Consider the following 19,586-nt stretch of genomic DNA (forward strand, 5'->3'; position numbering starts at 1 on the left):
CAGCACCCGACGGCCGGTTGCGGACGTGCGCCGTTCCGGGCCAGACTCCCGTCCGTGACCGAGACGATCCCCCTGGACCAGGGCGACCCACGCTGGGTCTTCCCGGCCCTCACCGAGGCCGAGGCCCCCGCCGTCGAGGCCGCACTCGCCCTCGCCGCCGGCCGGATCCGCCGGATTGCCACCGGACTCGGCGTCCGGGCGGGCCGGACCGGGGCCGGCCTGGAGTATCACCGGAACGAGTGGATCGTCGCCGCCACCGTCACCGGCTTCGTCGAGACGCCGGACCTGCTCGTGGTCTGCTCACTCGGCTTCCCGCGCCGCTGCGGGTTCGACCTGAGCTGGGGGCCGCCCTGGCGGGCGGGGACCGAGGTCGAGGTGGCGGGTGAGGTGGTGGACGGCTGGGAGAAGTGGTTCGGGCAACCCGTGGCGGCCGCCGAGGGGTTCGCCGCGGCGGCCGACCGGCTGACCGGCCGGGTGAATGCCGCGGTCCGGCGCGGCCACCGGGCCTGACGGTGGAGCCCGCTCGATCTGCCGGTGAGGTCGCCGACTCTGCCGGTGAAGCCGCCGGGCCTGACGGTGGAGCCGCCGGATCTGCCGACGGGGTGTCACCGGTGCGTGCCGCTACCACATCACCGTCGGTCACCGCGCCCACCGCGCGCGCCGCGCCCGGGCCGGGGCGGCACGATCCACCGATGGGGTGATCCCCCCGCGTACGGCGCAACGCTCACGGGACCGGCGCGTTTTCTATGACGTGCGCCCTCTGTCTGTGGCGCGCGCGGGGTCCGCGCTGGCCGGGGCCCCGGATGCCGCCTGTCGCGGCGGCGGCTCCGGCGGGCCCGCCGCGCAGGTCCAACTGCTTGAGAGAGAATGTCATGTCCCTGACGACCGAGCCCCGTAGACCGATCGCCCCCTCCAGGGACGCCCCCCAGCCGGGGGCGCCGGCCGTTCCCCCGCTCGCGCCGGGCGCACTCCCCGTCCTCGGCCACGCCCCCGCCCTGCTCCGCGACCCGCTCGGCTTCCTCGGCTCGCTCTCCCGCCACGGCGGAGTGGTACGGATCCGGCTCGGTCCGCGCACCGTCTACGTCGTCACCGACGCCCGCCTGGTCCACGCCCTGCTGGTGGCACGCGCCCACGACTGCCCGCGCGGCGCCGTCCAGGACACCCTCAGGACCGCCTTCGGCGACGGCCTCCTGATGTCCGAGGGACAGGCGCACCGCGACCGCCGCCGGGTCGTCCAGCCCGCCTTCGGCCAGGACCGGATGGCCGGCTACCTCGCGGTGATGCACCAGGTCACGGAAGAGCGCGCGGCACACTGGCGGCCCGGCCAGGTCCTCGACGTGGCCAGGGAGATGAACCACCTCGCGCTGGAGATCGTCACCCGGACGCTGTTCGACGCGCGGCTGAGCGAGGACGCGACGCTCGCCTTCCACCGGGCGCTGCCCGACCTCGTGAAGGGCCAGATCGTCCAGTCCCTCTACCCGCACCCCGCCCTCGCCCGGCTGCCGCTGCCGGTCAACCGGCGGTTCGACGCCGCCGTCCGGGTGCTCAACCAGGTGGTCGACCAGGCCGTCGACCAGGCCTCCGAGCGCGGCGCCCGGCCGGCCGGCTGCCCCTTCGGCGGCGAGGAGCAGCCCGGCCGCAACCCGGCCCACACGCTGCCCGCCCTGCTGCGCGCCGCGACCGACCCCGCCACCGGCCGCCCGCTCACCGAGGCGGACGTGCGCTCCGAGGCGATCACCATGTTCGGCGCGGGCACCGAGACCGTCTCCACCACGCTCACCTGGCTGATCGACGAACTGCTCCGGCACCCGCGGGTGGAGGCCCTCGTCCTCGCCGAGCTGGACGAGCACCTCCCGGCGGGCACCGTCCCCACCCCGGAGGCGCTCGCCCGGCTCACGTACACGCACAGCGTCACCCGCGAGGTGGTGCGGCTGCACGCGCCGAACGCCTTCCTGATGCGCACCGCGAGCGTGCCGGTCGAGCTCGGCCGCTACCGGATCCCGGCCGGTACCGAGCTGCTCTACAGCCTCACCGCGCTGCACCGCGACCCGCTGCTCCACCCGGACCCGCTGCGCTTCCACCCCGGCCGCTGGCACGAGGGCGGCGGCTCGGCGGGCACCGGGCCGCGGGCGTTCCTGCCGTTCGGGGCGGGCAAGCACAAGTGCATCGGCGAGGCGTTCGCCTGGGCGGAGCTGACCGTGGCCGCCGCCGCGATCCTGCGCCGCTGGCGGCCGACGGCGGTGCCGGGCGCCCGGGCCCGCGAGGTCGTCTGGACCACTGTCCAGGCCCAGGGCCTGCGCGTCCGGCTCACCCCGCGCGAGGCCCCCGGTGCAGCGGCACGACCGGAGGCACGAGCGGGCACCGCGCAGGCGGACCCCGCGTCACCTGGCAGCGCGCAGGCAGGCATCACTCCCGCAACCCCCGCACCAACCGGCACCGCCGAGGCACACCCCCTGCAGGCGGACCCCACACCGACCGGCACCACCCGGGCCGCCGTCGAACGGGCCACCGCCGAACGACCCGCCGCCGCTTCCGCAGGTACCGCCGGCGCCCCGCGGATCGCCGCCGTCCCGCGGCCGGCCGCGCCCGCGCATCCGGCGCCACGCCCACCCGCCACGGCCGGCCGCCTCCCCGGCGAACTGCTCACGGCCACCACCCGGCACGCCGACTGGGCACTCCGCCACGGCCTGCTCCGCCCCGCCGAGCTGCCGCGCTACCAGGCGTACGCGCTACCCGGGTTGATCGGCCACGCCTACCCCCGGGCGCGCGGCGCCGAGCTCGACCTGCTGGTCGACGTCCTCGGCTGGTTCACCATCCTCGACGACCGCTTCGACGGCCCGCCCGGACACCGTCCGGCGCAGGCCCGTGCCGTCGTCCACCCGCTGCTCGCCGTCCTGACGGGCGACGTTCCCGCTCCGGCGGCGGGCGACTCCCCGCTGCTGCACTCCTGGCGGGAACTGTGGGAGCGCCAGTGCGACGCGATGTCGCCCGTCTGGCGCGGGCGGAGCGCCGCCGAGTGGCGGTCCTGTCTGGAGACCTTCCTCACCGAGTCCGCGCACCGGGCCGGACGCACCTCCCCCGGCCTCACCGAGACCCTGCGGCTGCGCCGTCACGCCAGCTGCCTCTACCCGTTCATGAACATACTGGAGCGCGTCCACGGCGCCGACGCGCCGGCCCGGCTGTACGCCGACCCCGCGCTGCACCGGCTGCGCGCGCACACCGCCGACGCCGCGACGCTCATCAACGACCTCTACTCGCTGGAGCGGGAGGAGCGGCAGGCCGCGGCCGCCTTCAACACCGTGCTGACCCTGCAACGCGTCCGCGGCTGCACCCGCACCCAGGCCGCGGCCGAGGTCCGCCACCGGGTCGCGCGCCTGCGGGAGGAGAGCGACACGCTCCGGCGGCGCCTGCTGCTCCGCCACCCGGCCGGCCACTGGTACCTGAACGGCACCCGGGAGCTGGTCGACGGCGTGCAGGCCTGGACCAGCACCTCCCGCCGCTACGTCGGTGACGGCCCCCGCGCCGGTGACGGCCCCCGCGTCAGTGATGATCAGTGCCTCGAGGACGGTCAGCGCCTCGGTGACGGTCACCCCCTCAGCGACGGCCTCCGAGACTGAACAGCAGGATGACGAACCCGGCGAAGAGGTGCGTGGCGAAGATGTAGATGCCCGCGCGGATCAGCATGGCCTTGCGCCTGCTCTTCTCGTCGCTGATGCCGTCGGCCATGGCCGGGTTCTCCTTCGGGTCGGGCGGTCGTCGCGCATGGTCCGGGCGGGCGTCGGCACGACGACCGCCCGGTGCTCACCGACCGGGCGCGCGGAGCTCGGTGAGCAGCGTGCCCTGGTCGGCGATCAGGTCGGTGAGGATGCGCCGGGCGGCGCGCAGCAGGTCGGCGACGTCCGGCGTACTCAGCGCGTAGACCACGGTGTTGCCCTCGCGGGTGGCCGTGACCAGCTGGGTCCGGCGCAGTACCGCGAGCTGCTGGGAGAGGTTGGAGGGCTCGACCTCGATCTCGGCCAGCAGCTCGCGCACCGGCCGCGGCCCGTCCTGCAGCAGCTCCAGCACGCGGATGCGGACCGGGTGCCCGAGGGTACGGAAGAACTCCGCCTTGGCCTGGTACAGCGGGACCGCCATCGTCCGCCCTCTCCCTGCTGTTCGCTGGTGCCCGGGGGCGCGCGCGATCGGCGGGCTGCCCGGTGGCCCGGTGCGGCCGGGAAGCATCATCCCTTGCGGATGAAGAATTCTTCAAGTCGTCATCGCACCCGGCCTCCGACCGCCGCCGCCACCCCTCCCCCGCCGGACTCCCCCTGCCGGCCCCTCCGGTCCCTTCCCCGAGGAACGAACAGGGCCCGGGAGTCCGCCAACCCCCGGGCCCTGCTGCACTACCGGCGAGTCATCAACACGGCACCACGACGTCGACGGTCACCGGAGCCGGGTTCCACGGGAAGTCGGCCACGCTGAAGCTGCCGTGCACGGTCGAGCCGCACGTCACCGTGCCGCCGACACCCCGCACCTGCACCGTGCTGGCCTTGAACAACGTGCCCCCGCTCACCGAGCCGAGCGAGGCGCCGCCCACCACCTGACCGGAGAGGCCGGTCAGCAGCTGCCGGGTCGGCAGCTCCGGGCTGCCCGGGCTCGGCGGCCCGGCCAGGGAGATCTGGCCGTAGAACGCGACACCGGTGCCGGTGATCTCGGCGCACACCTTGGTCGACAGACCGGCCTGAAGGCCGGAGGCGCCGCAGGTGACGGTCGTGGTCGTGGTCGTGGCGGTCGCCGCGCCGGCCTCGGCGGGGATGGCCAGGAGGGTCGCCGCCCCGGCGACACCGGCCGCGAGCAGGGTGAGTCGGTTCATCCGCTTCTCCGTTTCACAAAGTCATACAGTTCCGCACATGTGACATTTCACATGTGCCATGCCGTAACCCTGGCACATGATTCGAATGCTCACCGGCGATTGGGCCATCGACTCATCGGACAGACCGGAAAACAGCCTTTCGATGGCGTGATCTTGGCCCTTGACCGCAGGTGAATGCCGCCGAACAGCACCGCGGTGGCCCGTGCCCTCGGCCCGGCGTCGGGCGTTGGACGGCTGTGAAGCGACTCCTCCGGATCACCGCCGTTCTGACCGCCGCCCTGGCCGTCACCTTCACGCCGACCGCGGCGGCCGCCCCACCCGCGTCGTTGCTCGGCGGCGAGGTCCGCCGGCTGCCCACCGAGGAGCGGGTGGTGGCGCTCACCTTCAACGCCGCCTGGGACGAGACCGGCCTCGACGCCGTCCTGGCCGAGCTGCGCGAGCGTGCCGCACCCGCCGCCTTCTTCCCCACCGGGCGGTTCGCCGAGCAGCACCCCGACGCCGTCCGGGCGATCGCCCTCGCCGGGTACGGCCTCGGCAACCACTCGTACAGCCACCCGTACTTCACCGAGCTCGGCCCGCAGCAGGCACGCGCCGAGGTCCTGCGCGCCGACGCGGCGATCCGCACCGCCTCGGGCGCCGAGCCGCTGCCCTTCTTCCGCTTCCCCTACAGCGAGACCACGCCGCAGCGGATCGCCGACGTCAACGCGCTCGGCTTCGCCGACCTCGAATTCACCGCCGACACCAACGGCTACCTCGGCCCCGCCAGCGGCATGACCCCCGCCAAGGCCGCCGACCGCGCCCTCGCCGCCCTCGTTCCCGGAGCGATCCTCCAGCTCCACGTCGGCGCGCCCGACGAGAGCCCCGACCACGGCTGCCTGGACGCCGAGGCGCTGCCGCTGATCATCGACGCCGTCCGTGCCCGCGGCTACCGCATCCTCGACCTGCGCGAGCTGCTCGACCCCGAGAGGGCGAGCGGGTGATCGGCGAGGACGCCGGCCGTCTCGCCGGCGGGCTACCGGCCGCCCGCGGCAAGGCCGGCGCGCAGGGCGTCGACCCGGTGGAGGGCGTCGAGGAAGGCCTGGCGGTCCAGGCGGCCGCTGTCCAGGCCGTCGGCCAGGGCGACGGCCGCGGCATCGCCCTGCTCGATGTCGCGGGCGGAGCAGAGCAGGAGGTCCATGCCCGCCTCGGCGGCGGCGAGGGCCCGGACGGGGGTGTCCCCGAACGGGTCCAGGGCGCCGGCTTCGAGTGCGTCGGTGACGGTGACGCCCCGGAAGCCGAGGCGGTCGCGGAGTTCACCCTGGACGACGGTGGGCGACAGGCCGGCCGGGCGGTCCGGGTCGAGGGCGGGGTAGACCGCCCAGGAGGTCATGACCAGGCGGACGCCGGCCGCGACGGCGGCACGGTAGGGCTCCTCGCCGCGGGCGCGGAGTTCGGCGAGGGGGACGGGCAGGGTGACGGGCTCCACGTCGGTGTTCTGGTCGCGCGCGGCGGCGCCGAGGCCCGGGAAGTGCTTGGCGGTGGCCGCGACGCCGAGGTCCTGCTGCGCGGCCAGGAATGCGGCGCCCAACCCGGCCACCACGGAGGGATCCTCGCCGTAGGAGCGCTCGAAGTGGTCGATGAAGTTGTCGGGGGTGTCGAAGACGTCGAGGACGGGCGCGAGGTTGGTGTTCAGGCCGGCGTCGGCGAGGTTGCGGCCGGCGCCGACGCCCGAGCGGGCGGCCTCGGCGACCGGGTCGGGCGCCAGCCCGGTGCGGCGGGCGGAGAGTTCGGGAGCACCGGGCAGCCGGCGGACCTTGCCGCCCTCCTGGTCGGTCATCAGCAGCAGCGGGAGGGCGCCCGGGGCCTCGGCGGCGGCCTCGCGCAGCTGCCCGACGGCCGCGCGGAGCTGGTCGGGCGAGGTGATGTTCTCACCGAACAGGATGACGCCTGCCGCCCGACCCTCGCGGATCGTCTGCAGCAGAGCCGCCGGCGGGGTCGGCCCGGCGTAGGAGTAGACGATGCGCCGGCCGGCGAGCCGGCGGGAGTCCTCGTTCGGCATGGGGCTCTTCCTCTCCGCAGTGGGCGGCGGCCGATGGGTTCCGCGCGCGGAACCGGCCGGGGCCGGGGTCATGGCGGTCAGCAGCAGGATGAGGGCCGCGACCCGGACGGTCCGTCGGAGCGACGGCATCGGACCTCCCGGACAGGGGGACGGAACCGCGGAGGGACGGGACCGCGAGGGGACGGGACTCTGGAACGGTGTGAAACGAAGGAGCTGGTGAAACGAAGGAGCGGTGTGAACGGAGGAGCGGCGTGATCGAATCCGGGCGCGGGGCCCGCCGGGGCCGGCCGCTCCGGTGCGTCAGGCTACCGGGATCCGGCCCGGCCGGGCTCCGCGCAACGCGCCCGCTACCCCATCCGCCGTAGCAGTCCGCCCAGCACCGCGACGCCCTCCGTGATCTCGCCCGGCGCGCCGGCCGCGTAGCCGAGCACCAACCCGGGCGGGTGCGGCAGCCGGGCGTGCCAGGAGAGCGGCTGCACCTTGACGCCGTGGGCGAGCGCGGCCGTGGCGAGTTCGGTGTCCGTGCAGTCGAGCCCGGCCGGGAAGGTGACCATCAGGTGCAACCCGGCCGCCGCACCGTGCACGACGGCGCCCGGCAGGTGGGCGCCGATCGCGGCGATCATCGCGTCCCGGCGCCGACGGTGACGCGGGCGCAGCAGGCGCAGGTGGCGTTCCAGCTCGCCGGTCTCCATCAGCCGGGCCAGCACCAGCTGCGGCAGGACCGCGTTGCCGAGGTCGGCGAAACGCTTGGCCGCGAGGACGGCCTCGCGGTGGCGGGGCGGGACGAGCAGCCAGCCGGTGCGCAGGGCGGGGGCGAGCAGCTTGGAGACGCTGCCGGTGTAGCAGACCTGTTCGGGGAGGACGCCGCGCAGGGCGGGCACGGGTGCGCGGTCGTAACGGTGTTCGGCGTCGTAGTCGTCCTCGATGACGAGGCCGCCCTCGCCGGCCCAGCGGAGCAGTTCGCGGCGCCGCTCGCCGCCGAGCACGACGCCGGCCGGGAACTGGTGGGCGGGGGTGAGCAGGACGGCGGGGGCGCCGGTGGCGCGGAGCGCGTCGACGCGGATGCCGTCGGCGTCGACCGGGACGGGCGGGGTGGCGGTGAGCCAGTGGCCGAGGTGCTGGCGGGTGCCGAGCGAGCCCGGGTCCTCGACGGCGACCTCGGTGAGGCCGGCCTGCCCGAGCACCTGGCCGAGCAGGGCGAGGGCCTGGGCCGCGCCGGCGACGATCAGCACCTCGTCGGGGTCGGCGCGGATGCCCCGGTTGCGTGCCAGCCAGTGGGCGACGGCCCGGCGGAGCGCGGGGGTGCCGCGGGGGTCGCCGTAGCCGAACTCGTGGGCGGAGAGCCCGTCGAGGACGGCGCGTTCGGCGCGCAGCCAGGCGGCGCGGGGGAAGGCGGCGAGGTCCGGGACGCCGGGCGAGAGGTTGATCCGGGCGGGGGCGGCGCGCAGCGCGTCGAAGCTCTCGGGGACGGGCGCGGCGTCGAACGGGGCGGGTGCCGGCGTGGGAGGCCCGGCCGGCGGGGGCGGCGGGGCCGGGGTGGCGACGACGACGGTGCCGGCCCTGCCCCGGCCGGCGATCTGGCCCTCCTCGGCGAGCCGCCCGTAGGCGTCGGTGACGACCCCTCGGGAGACCCTCAGCTCGGCGGCGAGCACCCGGGTGGCGGGCAGCCGGCTGCCGGCGGGGAGGCGGCCGTCCGCGATCGCCCGGCGCAGCCGGCCGGCCAGCCAGTCGGCGAGGCCGCCCGGCGGTGCGTCGGCGGTGTCGAGCTGGAGGAAGTCGGCACCGATCGGTTTGGACCTGTCGACGGCCGGCTCTATGGACCTGTTCACCGGTCCATTGTGGACGCCAGGGTGGGGACATGACGACGGAGAAGGAATTCCAGGAGACCACCGCGCAGCCGAGGACCGCCGCCCCCGCGGAGCGCCACGGCTACGTCCACGGCTATTCGGCCACCGAGGCGCAGCGGCTCGGCGACCAGGCGGACACCCTCGCGGAGCTGCTGCACGCGGACACGGCGTACCCGGCGGGCAGCCGGGTGCTGGAGGCGGGGTGCGGCGTCGGGGCGCAGACGCTGCACCTGCTGGCGGGAAGCCCCGGCGTGCGGCTGACGGCGGCCGACATCTCGGCCGACTCGCTCGCCGAGGCGCGTGCCCGGGTGGCGGCGCACGCGCCCGGCGCCGAGGTGACGTGGCACCACGGGGACCTGCACGAACTGCCGTTCGCCGACGGCGCGTTCGACCACGTCTTCCTCTGCTTCGTGCTGGAGCACCTGGCGGACCCGGTGGCCGCGCTGGCCGCCCTGCGCCGGGTGCTGAGGCCGGGAGGCACGGTCACGGTGATCGAGGGGGACCACGGCTCGGCCTTCTTCCACCCGGAGAGCGCCGCCGCCCGCGCGACGGTGGACCACCTGGTGCGGCTGCAGGCCGGCGCGGGCGGCGACGGCCTGATCGGGCGTCGGCTGCACCCGCTGCTGACGGCGGCGGGGTTCGACGACGTCGCGGTCCGCCCCCGGACCGTCTACGCGGACGGGAGCCGCCCGGCACTGATGGAGGGGTTCACCCGCCGCACCTTCGTCGCGATGGTCGAGTCGGTGCGCGACGACGCGGTCGCGGCCGGCCTCACCTCCCCGGCCGCGTTCGACCGGGGCGTCGTCGACCTGCGCCGCACGGCGGAGGCGGGCGGGACGTTCCACTACACCTTCTTCAAGGCCGTCGCGGTCAACCCCTGAGGGTGCGTCCGACGATCCGCGCCGTGCGCCCGGCGGGGAACGTCGGACGCGCCGCGGCGGGCGGGCCGGTCACCCGGCCTCGCCGCCCTCCCCCAAGGTCGCGAGCACCGTCCGCAGGGCGTCGATCAGGGCCTCGGTCTGCTGCGGGTCGAGGTCGGCCAGGATGCGCCGTTCGGTGGTGAGGTGATCGGGGAGGGCGCGGTCGACCAGGGCGTGGCCCTCGGGGGTGAGGGCGACCTCGCGGCTGCGGCCGTCGGACCCGCTCGGGGTGCGGGTCACCAGGCCTCGGGCCTCCAGCCGGTCGAGGCGCTGGCTGATCGCCCCGGAGGTGACCATCGCGGACTCCATCAGCCCGGTGGGGGTGAGCCGGTAGGGCGGGCCGCTGCGTTTCAGGGTGGCGAGGACGTCGAAGGACGGGGCGTCCAGGTCGTGCGCGGCGAAGTTCCGCTTCAGCTCGGCCTCCACCAGGCGGGTGAGGCGTTTGAGCCGGCCGATCACCTCCATCGGGGAAACGTCGAGGTCGGGGCGCTCCGCGCCCCACTGCCGCACCAGTCGGTCCACATGGTCTGCCACCGCTCCAGCCTAGACGACCCCCAAACGATGTCTTAGCGGTGAGATACCTCACAGCACCCGATTCACCCGGCCGGACCCAGATGTCTTAGCGCTGAGATACATTTGCCGGGTGCTTAGGAACCGACTCGGAATCGTGCTGGTGACCGCGCTCGCCCCCGCCGTCTGGGGGTCGACCTACCTCGTCACCACGGAACTGCTCCCGCCCAACCGCCCGCTGCTGGCCGCGGTGCTCCGCGCACTGCCCGCCGGACTGCTCCTCATCGCCATCACCCGCCGTCTGCCGAAGGGCAGTTGGTGGTGGCGCTCACTGGTGCTGGGCGCGCTCAACATCGGCGCGTTCATGGCCCTCCTCTTCATCGCCGCCTACCGCCTGCCCGGCGGGGTCGCCGCCACCGTCGGCGCCGTCCAGCCGCTGATCGCCGCAGGACTCTCCGCCGGGCTGCTCGGCGACCGGCTCTCGCTGCGCACCCTCCTCTCCGGCATCGCCGGCGTGATCGGGGTCAGCCTGCTGGTGCTGCGGGCCAACGCCCAGCTCGACGCCCTGGGCGTCGCGGCCGCGCTCGGCGGCGCCGTCGTGATGGCCACCGGCGTCGTCCTCTCCAAGCGCTGGACCTCGCCCGCCCCGCTGCTCGCCACCACCGGCTGGCAGCTCACCGCCGGCGGCCTGATGCTCGCCCCGGTCGCGCTCCTGGTGGAGGGCGCACCGCCGTCCCACCTCACCGGCGCCAACCTGCTCGGCTACGCCTACCTCGGCCTGATCGGCGCCGCCGTCTCGTACGCGCTCTGGTTCCGCGGGATCCGGGCGCTGCCGCCGACCTCCGTCACCTTCCTCGGGCTGCTCAGCCCCGTGGTCGCCACCGCCCTCGGCTGGCTGGTCCTCGGTCAGGACCTCTCGCCCGTCCAGGGGGTCGGCGCGGTCGTCGTGCTCGGATCACTGGTCGCCGCCCAGAACCAGCGCCCCCGGACCACCGCCCCGGAGAGCCCGCTCCCCCCGGCCGGGCAGCCCGCGTCGGCCGAGGCCGCCGCGACGCAGCAGCCCGTCGCCGAACCAACCCGCTGAGCACGCACACCGCCCGACCGTGCACGCCGCCCGAGCGTGCACGCCGCCCGAGCGCGTGCACCGCCCGGGACCGTACGTCCCCCCTTCCGGAACTGGAGAACCCCATGCGCATCACCGTGTTCGGCGCCACCGGCAACGTCGGCAGCCGGGTGGTGGCCGAGGCCGTCGCCCGCGGCCACCAGGTCACCGCCGTCCTCCGCGACCCCGCCAGGCCGCACAGCCTGCCCGGAGCCGCCACCAGCGCCACCGGCGACGCCCGCAACCCCGAGGACGTCGCCCGGCTGGCCACCGGCCAGGACGTGGTGATCAGCGCCACCCGCCCGGCGCCCGGCAGCGAGTCCGAACTCGCCACCGCCACCAAGGGCCTGCTGGCCGGGACGGCCGGAACGGGCGCACGGCTGCTGGCCGTCGGCGGCGCGGGCAGCCTCACCCTGCCCGGCGGCGGCGGTGCCACCGTCATCGACGGCCCCGACTTCCCGCCCGGCTGGCTCCCGATCGCCCTCGCCTGCAACGAGCAGCTCGCCCTCTACCAGGCCGACACCGAGGTCGACTGGGCCTACCTCAGCCCCGCCGCCCTCCTCGAACCGGGCGAGCGCACCGGCCGCTACCGCCTCGGCCGGGACGAGCTGCTGGTCGACGCCGACGGCGCCTCCGCCATCTCCATGGAGGACCTCGCCGTCGCCCTGCTCGACGAGGCCGAGCGACCCGCCCACCACCGCACCCGCTTCACCGCGGCCTACTGAGGCGGGCGGCCCGGCCGCCGAGCGGTCCGGTCGTCGGCAGAGCGTGCATCGCCGCCGGCGGGAGGACCGGGTTCCTGTCACACCGTGAACATCTGGAGGTTTCGTGAAATCGTGCAGTGCAACTGCTGCTGACGTGGCGTCGGCGGACAGGTTCACCCGGTCCGGTGGGACGGGGCCGGGTGAGACGGCGTCCGGTGAGCTGATGCTCGTCGCGCCCGGCACGGAACACCTGGCCGGCTTCCGTGCCGAGATCACGAACCTGGGACTGGGGCCCGTGCAGGTGTCGACGTTCGCCTTCTCGCCGTTCCGGTCACACCACACCCCGGTCCGTGTCCCACGGGGTGATCCCGAGCAGTACCAGCTGGTGCTGACGACGAAACGCGCCCTGCGGGTGCCCCGGCCCGGCCGTGGGACGGTGATCGCGGGGGACCCGTTATGGACGGACGCCTCACGTGCTGTGGAGAGCCACGGCAGCTCCGACGGCGGGGAAGTCCGGGCGATCGTGCTGCAGATACCCCGGTCCGTCCTGCCGCTGCGGCCGAACAGGGTGGACCGTCTCCTCGCACAGCCCATCCCCGTGACCGGAGGAACAGGAGCGATACTCGCCGATTTCCTGGGCGCACTCGTCGCGCACGGTCCGGACTGCCAGGCCGAGGAGACCAGCCGCCTGGGATCCATCGCCGTCGACCTGGCCGCCGCCTGCCTGGCCCAGCATCTCGGAGCCCTGGGCGAGGCACCGGCCGAGGCCCGCGCCCAGGCCATGCGGCAGCGGATCACCGGCTTCATCGAGCACAACCTCGGCGACCCGGACCTCACGCCCCTGGCCATCGCCGACCGGCACAACATCTCCTTACGCGGCCTCTACGCACTCTTCGAGGGGCAACCCCTCAGCGTCGCGGCCTTCATCCGCCGACGCCGGCTCGAACGCTGCCACGCCGACCTCGCGCGCCAGGAGCTGAGGAACCACTCCGTCCAAGCGATCGCGGGCCGCTGGGGCTTCCCCAACGCCACCGCCTTCAGCCGCGCCTTCCGCGAGGCGTACGGCCTCACTCCGACCGATCACCGCGAGAACGCCCTCCGGCCCGCACTGCATGCAGTGTCAGGAGACCCTGCACGGCACGCGCACCGGAGCATGCCGATCGAGCCTAGATTTCCTAGCGCTGGAGACAACAGGCCGACGTAAGCGCCGGTCAGGGGTGAGAAGTTGACGGCCTGCCGCCGCATCGGGCGGCCAGGGCACGGTCGTACCCCTTCACGCCGCGCCGCCGTCGCCGTCCACCGGAAGAAGAGGAACACTCCGTGACCATCCGCCTCAAGCTCGCCGCCGTTCTCGCGGCTGTCGCCGCCGCCACCACGCTCGGCACCCTCGCCACCCCGGCGAACGCCGCTTCCCCCGTCCAGGCCGCCGCCGGCCGCCACGGCTACAACCCGCAGGCACCGCTCGGATCGTTCGACAATCCGGTCATCATCGGCGGCAACCAGCAGCTCGCCGTTCTCACCCCGGCACAGCGCGCGGCCACGGACCAGGCGAAGATCAAGCTCGCCGCCGAGGCCAAGAACCACGAGGAGGGCACCCAGCTCAACACCGGAATGCAACCCACCACCGAGCACAACTGCAACCTCGGCGTGTACTGGGACCAGTGCGACAGCGTCAGCTGGGGCCGGTGGACCCTCGCCACCACCCTGGACAGGAACCACCACGAGTGGGCGACGCAGCAGGGTTACGCCGCCAACGCCATCTTCAAGACCTACATGGACCGGTCCTACGACGGCGGCAGCACCTGGGACGGCATCATCAGCACGGTGGTGAACACCAACGCCTGGGGCGAGCCCATCTACGACGGCCCCGGCAACTGGGTCCGGGCCTGTATCTACAACATGGACACCTACGTCGTCGCCTGCGACGCATGGCACTGACCGGCAGCACGCCACGCTCCTGAGTGAACAACGCTGATCCGCAGGCCCCCTCACCCCGGTCCGGTCAGGGTGAGGGGGCCTCGGCCGTTCCCCGGGACGCGGTACCGGCGAGCCGGGCACAGCGGCCCCGGGCGCCGGCCACCGGTCACGAGGTGTCCCCGGCACCACCCGAAGAAGGATGTGCGGGCCGGGAATCGCGGGGGTGAGACCGCGTGCCGGGGCCCCTGGGCCGGCGGGGCAGGGGCCCCGGCACGTCCGCCGTCAGGCGCCGAGGCGCTCGACGGTCACCTTCGTGAGGACGACCTCCTCGACCGGGCGGTCGCTGCCGTCGGTGTCGACCTTGGCGATCGCGTCCACCACGTCGGCGCCCTCGACGACCTCGCCGAAGATGGTGTGCTTGCCGTAGAGGTGCGGGGTCGCGCCGACCGTGATGAAGAACTGCGAGCCGTTGGTGCCCCGGCCCTGCCGCTTCCCGGCGTTGGCCATGGCCAGCAGGTAGGGCCGGTTGAAGTAGAGGTCCGGGTGGATCTCGTCGTCGAACTCGTACCCCGGGCCGCCGACGCCCAGGCCGAGCGGGTCGCCGCCCTGGATCATGAAGCCGGCGATCACCCGGTGGAAGACGGTGCCGTCGTAGAGCCGGTCGGTCGACGTCTGCCCGGTCTCCGGGTGCGTCCACTCGCGCTCGCCCTGGGCCAGCTCCACGAAGTTGCGGACGGTCTTGGGCGCGTGGTTCGGGAACAGCTTGACCTTGATCGTGCCGAGCGTCGTCTCCAGCGTCGCGATGAGGCTCTCTGCCACGTGGTGTCTCCATGCTTCGTCGGGCCGGGGGCCTCGCGCCGCGACCGCCCCCGCATTTCCGCGCATACAGTAGTCGACCGGTCGCGCCCGGAGACCGGCCCGGTGCACCGGCGCCCTCCCGGGGCGGCTCCTCGGCGGCACCCGGCCGGGGCCGGTCACCGGGCCGGGCGTCCCGCAGCGGGAACGGGTTCGAGGCCGCGCCTGCCCGCCACGGGCCGGTGGCCGTCCTCCTGGCGGAACAGCCTGCCGGGCCACCACATCCACCGGCCCGCGTCCAGGGTCAGGGCGGTGACCAGCACCGAGCGGACGACCACGGTGTCCAGCAGCACGCCGAACGCCACCGCGAACCCGAGCTCGGCCGCGAACACCAGCGGCAGCGAGGCCATCGCCGCGAAGGTGCCGGCCAGTACCAGGCCCGCCGAGGTGATCACACCCCCGGTGGCGGACAGGCCGGTCAGCGCGCCGCGCCGGGTGCCGTGCAGCAGCGCCTCCTCGCGGACCCGGGTGACCAGGAAGATGTTGTAGTCGATGCCCAGGGCGACCAGGAACACGAACGTCAGGAGCGGGAAGGAGGCCTCCGCGCCGGCGAAGTGGAACACGTGGTCGAACACCAGGCTGCTCACCCCGAGGGCCGCCCCGAAGGACAGCACCACCGTCGCCATCAGCAGCAGTGGTGCGACGACCGCCCGCAGGAGCAGCGCGAGGATCAGGAACACCACGACCAGCACGACGGGGATGATCACCCGGGAGTCGCGGGCGGCCGCGTCCTGGGTGTCGAGGACGACCGCCGCGTTGCCGCCGACCTGCGCGTCCGCACCCCCGATCCGGTGGACCGCGGCCCTGGCCTGCTCGACGGTGCGCATCGCGGCCGTGCTGCCGGGGGCGTCCTTGAGCTCCCCCAGCATGACGGCCTCACCGTCCCTGACCATAGGCGTCGAGACCCCGGCGATTCCCGGGACACCGGACAGCGCGGCGCTCACCTGCTCCGCCGAGGCGGCCCTGGCCACCACGACGACGGGGTCGCCCGAGCCGGCCGGGAAGTGCCTGGACTGGATCTCCTCGCCGACGACCGTCTGCGGCCTGCCGGTGAACTGGTCCGTGGCGGAGAGCCCGTCGGCCTTGAGCCCGAACACCCCGGCCGCCATGGCGCCGAGGACGAGCGCGGTGCCGATCCACACGATCCGCGGCCGGCCTGAGACGGCGGTACCGACCCTGGTCCAGACGCCGCCCTCGGCCGCCCCGGCCGAGCCGTACGACGGCCGCACCGGCCAGAAGACCCAGCGGTCGCAGATCACCAGCAGGGCCGGCAGCAGGGTGACCATGGCGAGCAGCCCCACCAGGATGCCCACGGCACAGGCCGGCCCGAGCCCCTTGGTGGAGTTGAGGGTGGCCAGCATCAGCAGCATCAGGCTGACCGCGACGGTCGCGGCGCTGGCGACGATCGCGGGGCCGGAACGGCGCAGCGCCTCCGCCATCGCCTCGTGCCGGTCCTCGTGCCGCCGCAGCTCCTCCCGGTACCGCGAGACGAGGAGCAGCGCGTAGTCGGTGGCGGCGCCGAACACCAGCACCGTCAGGATGAAGCCGGTCTGCTTGTTGACGGTGAGTCCGGCGTGCTTCGCCAGCAGGTAGATCACCGCCTCCGAGGTGACCAGGGCGCCGCCCGCGGTGAGCAGCGGCAGCAGTGGCAGCACCGGGCTGCGGTAGGTGACCAGCAGGATCAGGACCACCACCACCGAGGTGATCACGGTCAGGCCGCCTCCCCCGCCGAAGGCCTTGACCGAGTCGGACGCCTGACCCGCCGGTCCGGTGACGTGGAACCCCAGACCGTCGGCGTTCGCCTCGCCGACCCTGCTCATCGCGTCGACGGCCTTGCCGATCCCCTCCCAGCCCGTCCTGTCCTTCCGGATCCGGACCACGGTCTGGACGGCCTTGCCGTCCTGCGCCTCCACCGGTCCCTCCGGCTGCCCCACGACGTTCTCGATGCCCTTGAAGGCCTCGGCGTCGGCCCGGACCTTGGCCAGGTCGGCAGCGGTGACGCCCTCGGGCCGGTCGTAGACCACGATCGCGGGGAGGGCGTCGGCGAGCCCGAAGCCCTCGGCCCGTTCGACGACCCCGGTCGACTCCGCGTTCCCGGGCAGCCAGGCCGAGTTGTCGTTCTCCTCGACGTCACCGAGCCGGCCGGCCAGCAGGACGGCCGGGACCAGCAGGACCGCCCAGAGGGCCAGGACGACCCACTTCGCCACCCTGCCGCAGGGCAGGGCCGCTGTCTTCCGCATCACGTGCACTCCTTGGCGTTCAGCCGACGTTCCGGCGGGTGCGTTCCGAAGGGAGAGGAAGCAGGCGCCCGGAGTGTGACATCCGGTCGGGAGATGTGATCCACCTCTCAGCCGCGGCCACGGCGCACCGTCAGCAGGGCGGGTGCGACGCACCGCCAGCAGAGCGGGCGTGGCACACCGTCAGCAGCGCGGGTGCGACGCACCGTCAGCAGGGCGGGCGTGGCGAGGCCACCGGGTCCGCGGCCTGGACCCACCCGGGTGCCTGCACACCATTGCGGGGGTGTCCCTGGCACCACCCCCAAGACGGGTGCGCGCCCTATCGATCACGCGGTTCCGGGTCGACATGATCAACGACGTGACCTTGAATGCGACCCCCACCGCCCCGCCCGCCCGCGCCCGCCGACGCCGGACGCCCCTCGCCGCCCTGGCAGCCGTGCTGCTCGCCGCCGTCGCCCTGCCCGCCACCGCCGGGGCCACCGGCGCCTCGGCCGCGCCCGCCGTCCCCGCCCGCTACGCCCAGCAGCACCTCGCCTGGCAGCCCTGCACCGAGGAGCCCTCGCTGGAGTGCGCCACCATGGCCGTCCCGCGCGACTGGCACCACCCGGCGGACGGCCCGGACGTCACCGTCGCGGTCTCCCGGCACCGCGTCGCCGACCCCGCCCAACGGCGCGGCACGCTGCTGATGGCCGCCGGCGGCCCCGGCGGCACGGGCCTGCTGCGCCCGGCCGGCTTCGTCCACGACGCCCCGGCCCTCGGCGCCGCGTACGACGTGGTGGGCTTCGACCAGCGCGGGGTGGGCCACAGCACCCGGGCCGTCTGCCAGACCCCGGAGGAGTTCCAGGCCTTCTTCGCCGGGGACTTCCGCGACGACTCCCCCGCCGCCCGGGAGCGCGTCATCGCCAACTCCCGCAAGCTCGCGGCCGACTGCGAGGAGCGCAGCGGCGGCCTGCTGCCCTACCTGACCACCGAGCAGACCGCCCGCGACCTCGACCTCTTCCGCGCCCTGCTCGGCGAGCGGCGGATCACCTACTACGGGCCGTCCTACGCCACCATGATCGGGGCGTACTACGCGACGCTCTTCCCCAACCGGGTCGAGCGGATGGTGCTGGACAGCAACATCGGCTTCGACGGCACCTGGGAGCAGTTCCAGCTCGGCCAGCCGATGAGCTTCCAGCGCCGCTTCGAGGAGGACTTCCTGCCCTGGCTGGCGGCGCGCGACAGCACCTACCACTACGGCTCCACGCCCGCCGAGGCCAAGGCCCGCTGGGAGCAGCGGCGCGCCGCCCTGCACGACGCCCCGCTCGTCGACGGCACGCTCACCATCGGCCCCAACCAGCTGGACAACGGCTCCATCCAGGGCATCTACCGCATGAACAACGGCTTCTCCCTGCTGGCCACCGCGCTGACCGCCCTGGAGGACTGGCCCAGCGCCGACCCGGCCGCCCGGACGACGGCACGGCGGGTCTTCGGCGACTACCTCAGCCCGGAGTTCCTCGCCGAGTACTTCTCGGTGACCTGCAGCGACACCCCGTGGACCCGTGACCTCTCGGTCTGGACGGCCCGGGGTACCGAGAACACCGCCCGCTGGCCGCTGGTGGGAGCCCGGACGCTGGCCTTCTCCGCCGTCTGCGCCGCCTGGCCGGCCCCGGCCGCGCCGAAGGTCCGGGTCACCGGCGCCGGGCTGCCGCCCGTCCTGATGCTCAACTCGGTGCACGACCCGGCCACGTACTACGAGGCCGCCCTCTCCGCCCACCGCGCGCTGCGCGGCTCCCGCCTGGTGACGGTCACCGGCAACGGCGACCACGGCCAGTACCCCGGCCCGAACACCTGCGTCCGCGAGGTCGTCGAGTCCTACCTGCTGGCCGGCCGGACACCCGCCCACGACCTCACCTGCCCCTCCCCGCAGGCGGGTTGATCCGGGCGCCCGCCCCTCGGCCGCGGGTGAGAACGGCCGGAGCCCCGATGCCACCGCCCGCGGACGCGGCGTGGCCGCCGGACGGATCCGGCGGCCACGGGGCGGGGCAGTGCGGGGCGAAGGGGTGGGTGTCAGCTGCTCAGGGGCGGTCGAGGGTGATGGAGTTGACCGGGGTGAGGTCGGCCCAGACGCCGTTCTGGGCCGGCATGTCGTAGTTGCAGTTGGTGCCGTTGTAGCCGAGGCACAGGTGGGCGTGGGCGCCGCCGGACTGGTTGTTGAGGACCCAGTGCCAGCCGGTCTTGTTCTGCAGGTTGTGGGCGCCGTAGCTCCAGAAGACGTCGGTCGGCGGGGTGGAGGTGGGCGCGCCCTCGCCGTAGACGCAGACCGCCCCGTACGGGCAGCCGTCCCACGAGCCGTCGGCGGCCTGGGCCCCGGTGGTGCCCAGGGCGGTCACGGCGGCGGTCGCGAGGGCGAGCGCGGCGGCGGCGTGGATGATCTTGCGCATGGGTGGATCTCCCTCTGGTGTGGCTGTGGCTGATCTGGCCAGTGATCAGCAGCGTAGGAGGGGTGCGGCGGCAGCGGTCCCTGACGGATGACAGGGTGACGGCCGCGGATCCGGCCGCTCGGCACCGGGCCCGGCCGCCGGGCGGGCGGGAGCGGCAGCCGGGCGGGCGGGAGCGGCAGCC

General features: G+C 74.5%; 18 protein-coding genes. 9 read left to right on the forward strand and 9 right to left on the reverse strand.

Annotated elements, in window-relative coordinates:
* The first annotated feature begins 54 nt into the window (after positions 1-54).
* Together J5Y04_RS07395 and J5Y04_RS07400 are read left to right on the forward strand one after the other, a co-directional pair.
* On the forward strand, positions 55-510 hold the full coding sequence (locus J5Y04_RS07395; RefSeq protein ID WP_209411014.1) for a hypothetical protein: 456 nt from the start codon (positions 55-57) through the stop codon (positions 508-510).
* A gap of 362 nt (positions 511-872) precedes the next feature.
* A complete protein-coding gene (locus tag J5Y04_RS07400) occupies positions 873-3,617 on the forward strand; it encodes a cytochrome P450 (protein WP_209411015.1) in 2,745 nt (914 codons plus the stop codon).
* On the opposite strand, the gene J5Y04_RS41450 is transcribed toward J5Y04_RS07400, so the two are convergent.
* The 3 genes from J5Y04_RS41450 to J5Y04_RS07410 form a co-directional block, all read right to left on the reverse strand.
* On the reverse strand, positions 3,595-3,726 hold the full coding sequence (locus J5Y04_RS41450) for a DUF6126 family protein (RefSeq protein WP_241002330.1): 132 nt from the start codon (positions 3,724-3,726) through the stop codon (positions 3,595-3,597). The two genes, J5Y04_RS07400 and J5Y04_RS41450, sit on opposite strands and share 23 nt — an antisense overlap.
* A 75-nt stretch (positions 3,727-3,801) precedes the next feature.
* Positions 3,802-4,134, reverse strand: coding sequence for a helix-turn-helix transcriptional regulator (locus tag J5Y04_RS07405; RefSeq protein WP_209411016.1), 333 nt, complete (start codon positions 4,132-4,134; stop codon positions 3,802-3,804).
* A 262-nt stretch (positions 4,135-4,396) separates the two neighbouring features.
* Positions 4,397-4,852 (reverse strand): hypothetical protein, encoded by a 456-nt coding sequence (locus tag J5Y04_RS07410; RefSeq protein ID WP_209411017.1) that lies wholly within the window; start codon positions 4,850-4,852, stop codon positions 4,397-4,399.
* Between the two features lie 236 nt (positions 4,853-5,088).
* Here J5Y04_RS07410 and J5Y04_RS07415 point away from each other — a divergent pair, with 236 nt between their 5' ends.
* Complete coding sequence (locus J5Y04_RS07415) at positions 5,089-5,832, forward strand: polysaccharide deacetylase family protein (protein WP_307852979.1); 744 nt, start codon at positions 5,089-5,091, stop codon at positions 5,830-5,832.
* Between the two features lie 32 nt (positions 5,833-5,864).
* Here J5Y04_RS07415 and J5Y04_RS07420 read toward each other — a convergent pair whose 3' ends face one another.
* Together J5Y04_RS07420 and J5Y04_RS07425 are read right to left on the reverse strand one after the other, a co-directional pair.
* The gene (locus J5Y04_RS07420) at positions 5,865-6,890 is read right to left on the reverse strand and encodes a glycoside hydrolase family 3 N-terminal domain-containing protein (RefSeq protein ID WP_245204384.1); all 1,026 of its coding nucleotides are present in this window, start codon (positions 6,888-6,890) and stop codon (positions 5,865-5,867) included.
* A 347-nt stretch (positions 6,891-7,237) separates the two neighbouring features.
* Positions 7,238-8,719, reverse strand: coding sequence for a PLP-dependent aminotransferase family protein (locus J5Y04_RS07425; protein WP_209411018.1), 1,482 nt, complete (start codon positions 8,717-8,719; stop codon positions 7,238-7,240).
* 29 nt (positions 8,720-8,748) lie between these two features.
* Here J5Y04_RS07425 and J5Y04_RS07430 point away from each other — a divergent pair, with 29 nt between their 5' ends.
* A complete protein-coding gene (locus J5Y04_RS07430) occupies positions 8,749-9,618 on the forward strand; it encodes a methyltransferase domain-containing protein (RefSeq protein WP_209411019.1) in 870 nt (289 codons plus the stop codon).
* Positions 9,619-9,687: 69 nt separating this feature from the next.
* On the opposite strand, the gene J5Y04_RS07435 is transcribed toward J5Y04_RS07430, so the two are convergent.
* Positions 9,688-10,191, reverse strand: a complete 504-nt coding sequence (locus J5Y04_RS07435) for a MarR family winged helix-turn-helix transcriptional regulator (RefSeq protein WP_209411020.1) — start codon at positions 10,189-10,191, stop codon at positions 9,688-9,690.
* Positions 10,192-10,300: 109 nt separating this feature from the next.
* On the opposite strand from J5Y04_RS07435, the gene J5Y04_RS07440 reads away from it, so the two are divergent.
* From J5Y04_RS07440 to J5Y04_RS07455, 4 genes are all read left to right on the forward strand, one after another.
* Positions 10,301-11,251 (forward strand): EamA family transporter, encoded by a 951-nt coding sequence (locus tag J5Y04_RS07440; RefSeq protein ID WP_209411021.1) that lies wholly within the window; start codon positions 10,301-10,303, stop codon positions 11,249-11,251.
* Positions 11,252-11,355: 104 nt separating this feature from the next.
* Positions 11,356-11,994 (forward strand): NAD(P)-dependent oxidoreductase, encoded by a 639-nt coding sequence (locus J5Y04_RS07445; RefSeq protein WP_209411022.1) that lies wholly within the window; start codon positions 11,356-11,358, stop codon positions 11,992-11,994.
* 202 nt (positions 11,995-12,196) lie between these two features.
* Positions 12,197-13,177 (forward strand): helix-turn-helix domain-containing protein, encoded by a 981-nt coding sequence (locus tag J5Y04_RS07450; RefSeq protein ID WP_209411023.1) that lies wholly within the window; start codon positions 12,197-12,199, stop codon positions 13,175-13,177.
* A gap of 116 nt (positions 13,178-13,293) precedes the next feature.
* Positions 13,294-13,911, forward strand: coding sequence for a hypothetical protein (locus tag J5Y04_RS07455; RefSeq protein ID WP_209411024.1), 618 nt, complete (start codon positions 13,294-13,296; stop codon positions 13,909-13,911).
* Positions 13,912-14,172: 261 nt separating this feature from the next.
* Here the strand turns inward: J5Y04_RS07455 and J5Y04_RS07460 are convergent, their stop codons facing one another.
* Positions 14,173-14,709, reverse strand: a complete 537-nt coding sequence (locus J5Y04_RS07460; RefSeq protein ID WP_307852980.1) for a peptidylprolyl isomerase — start codon at positions 14,707-14,709, stop codon at positions 14,173-14,175.
* Positions 14,710-14,864: 155 nt separating this feature from the next.
* Positions 14,865-16,988 (reverse strand): MMPL family transporter, encoded by a 2,124-nt coding sequence (locus J5Y04_RS07465; protein WP_374105958.1) that lies wholly within the window; start codon positions 16,986-16,988, stop codon positions 14,865-14,867.
* Between the two features lie 352 nt (positions 16,989-17,340).
* On the opposite strand from J5Y04_RS07465, the gene J5Y04_RS07470 reads away from it, so the two are divergent.
* Positions 17,341-18,900: an alpha/beta hydrolase gene (locus J5Y04_RS07470; protein WP_307852982.1), complete on the forward strand. Its 1,560-nt coding sequence runs from the start codon at positions 17,341-17,343 to the stop codon at positions 18,898-18,900.
* A gap of 139 nt (positions 18,901-19,039) precedes the next feature.
* Here J5Y04_RS07470 and J5Y04_RS07475 read toward each other — a convergent pair whose 3' ends face one another.
* Positions 19,040-19,405 (reverse strand): hypothetical protein, encoded by a 366-nt coding sequence (locus J5Y04_RS07475; RefSeq protein ID WP_209411028.1) that lies wholly within the window; start codon positions 19,403-19,405, stop codon positions 19,040-19,042.
* Between the last annotated feature and the right edge of the window lie 181 nt (positions 19,406-19,586).

The organism is Kitasatospora sp. RG8, assembly GCF_017813315.1.
Lineage (GTDB): Bacteria > Actinomycetota > Actinomycetes > Streptomycetales > Streptomycetaceae > Kitasatospora.